The following is a 2,483-nucleotide window of genomic DNA, read 5'->3' on the forward strand; positions in this document are numbered from 1 at the left end:
CGGCCAGGGCGGCGTCGACCGCCGCGAGGCCGGGATCGACGACGGCGTGCTCGGCCTCCATCGCCGCGATCACGGCCGCCTCGTCCGGCCGGTCGGCCACCGCGGCGCCGATCACCGGCCACAGCACGTCGTCCTCGGCACCGTGGTGCACGTGCAGGTAGGTCTTGAACATCTCCCAGCCGACGGCGGTCCGGAGCACCTGCTGCGGATCGTCGGTGGGGTGGGCGATGATCTCGGCGATGTGGTCCAGCTCGCGCCGGAGCGCGTCGTGGATCGCGAACATCATCGTCATGTCGTTCCGGTAGGTCTTGGCGGTCATGGTCGTCGTCGTCCTCGCTGATCGGGCCGGTGGGCCGGTGGGCCGAGCGGGCCGGCCGGAGCCGGGCCCGTCCGCCTTGTCACAGCACTGACGAAGCCCGAAGCGGGAGTGTGACGGGGGATGGGGCGGGGGCGGGGGACGGGCGATCCAGGGGGCCTCGGGCGGCCCTGGAGCGCGTCGTCGGTCAGGTCCCGGCGTCGATCGCCGGCGCGGGCCGCGTCATCCTGCGCCACGGTGCCGCGCCCCAGCGCCGGGCCGTCTCGGCGGCGTGCGCGAAGTGGGCGGCGGCCTCGTCGGGTCGGCCGAGGTAGTCGGCCAGTTCGCCGAGGGTGTGCGCGATCGGGCGCAGCGCGAGGGACAGGCCCGCGCACGTCGGCGGTGCGTCCCGAAAGGGCAGCAGGTCGGTGTACAGGGCGGCGGCCACGTCGTGTTCGTCCAGCGCGACGACGGCCATCGCCCGGTAGGTGGACAGCACGGTGAAGAAGAAGTCGACGCGGATCGGCACCGCCAGCGCCCGCATCCGACGGGCTTCGTCGATTCGCCCGTCGGCGGCCAGCACCACGGCCAACAGGTCGGCCACGAACGGACCGTAGCCGGCCAGGATGTGCGGTACCTGCGGGGCGAGTTCGGCGGCACGGCCCTGCTCGACGCGGATCGTCGCGGTGGCGATCCAGCCGAAGCCCGCCGCGTGCGGCGAGCCGCGCGCGATCATCGGCGCGAGTGCCTCGGCGTAGCGCCGCTCGGCCTCCTCCGGACGGCCCTCGAGATTCGCGAACATCGCGAGCGTGTACTCGACGACGCTGGTCGCCTCGGGCATCAGGTAGGCGCGGGCCACCTCCCGGCTCTCCAGCACCAGCCGCAGCGTCTGTTCGGCGTCGCCGAGATCCGCGGCGGACGCGGCCAGGTTGAAGCGGCCGTACCAGCGGTAGGCCGGCATCTCGTGCGCGTCGCCGACGTCGATCAACTCCTGTGCCAGAACGACGCGTTCGGGCGCGTCGAGCGGCGTGGGCAGCTGCTGGAGCAGGGTGGAGAGGGTCATCCCGAGCAGGTTCGGGTCGCCGATGCGGCGCGCGATCGTGATCGCCTCCCGGGCCGCGGCGCGTGGGTCGCGGCGCCCGGACGCGTCGGCGTTCTCGCCCGCGCTCTCACCGGAGAGTTCGACCGCGTACGCGTCGAGGAGCCGGCAGCGATGCAGCGGTGGCAGGTCGGGGAGTTCGAGCAGCCGATCGAGCGCGGCCACCAGTGGCTCGTCCACGCTCGCGTAGGGCCGGGTCTGCCACGGTGACGGCTCGGTCCACGCGGTGAACGCGGCGATCAGCAGGTCGTCGCGGCGCTCCGCCGTGGCGATGTCGACGGCCCGCTGACGGGTGGCCCGCGCGGGGACGATGCTGCCCGCGCGGACCTGGGCCCGCAGCAACGCGCCCAGCAGGTCGACGCGTTCCGCGGCCCGGTCGCCCGGGTGGTCGGCGGGGAGTCGATCGAAGCATTCGAGGGCGCGGGCGCGCAGGTCGACCGCGGCGTCGTGGCCGTTGCCCCGGTCGGCGAGTTCGGCGGCCCGCAGGCACAGTTCGAGGGCGCGGGCCGCGGTGGCCGTGCTCACCGCGCGGCTGTGGTGGTAGGCCAGCGCGGTCACGTCACCGGTGCCCAGGCGCTCCAGGGCGGCGGCGATCCGGGCGTGCATCCGGGTGCTGCGCAGTCGGCTGAGGTCGGCGCACATCGTGTCGCGGACGAGCGCGTGCACGAACCGCACCCGGCCGAGCGCGGGTTCGGTGAGCAGGCCCGCGATCAAGCCCGCGTCGAGCGCGTCCAGGACGCCGTCCTCGTCGGTGTCGGCCGCCGCGACCAACACGTCGACGTCGGCCTCGCGGCCCGCGACCGCGGCAAGCCGCAGCACCGCGACGGCGCTTTCCGGCAGCCGGGCGAACCTGCGCCGCAGGACGTCGCGTACCCCTTCCGGAACGTCGGACAGCGCCACGAGCGCGCCTTCGCCGGCCAGCAGACGGGCGCTCTCGCGGACGTAGAACGGGTTACCACCGGTGCGTTCGGTGAGCGCGGCCACCGTCGCCGTGTCGACGGGGGCGTCCGCGACGTCGGCGACCAGCCGAGCCACGGCGTCGCCGCCCAGGCCCGGCAGCGCGAGCCGCAGCGGCGCCTGCCGGGCCAG

Annotated in this window: 1 protein-coding gene and 1 pseudogene; both read right to left on the bottom strand. The window is 74.8% G+C overall.

Translation table 11 applies throughout. From position 1 onward, the window contains the following. Positions 1 to 319: hemerythrin domain-containing protein (locus tag GT354_RS14105; protein WP_161356657.1), on the bottom strand; the 319-nt coding region annotated here is incomplete at its 3' end. 184 nt (positions 320 to 503) lie between these two features. After that, positions 504 to 2,483 (bottom strand): annotated as a pseudogene (locus GT354_RS14110) (transcriptional regulator); the annotation flags it as partial.

Source organism: Streptomyces sp. SID3343 (genome assembly GCF_009865215.1).
Lineage (GTDB): Bacteria > Actinomycetota > Actinomycetes > Streptomycetales > Streptomycetaceae > Embleya.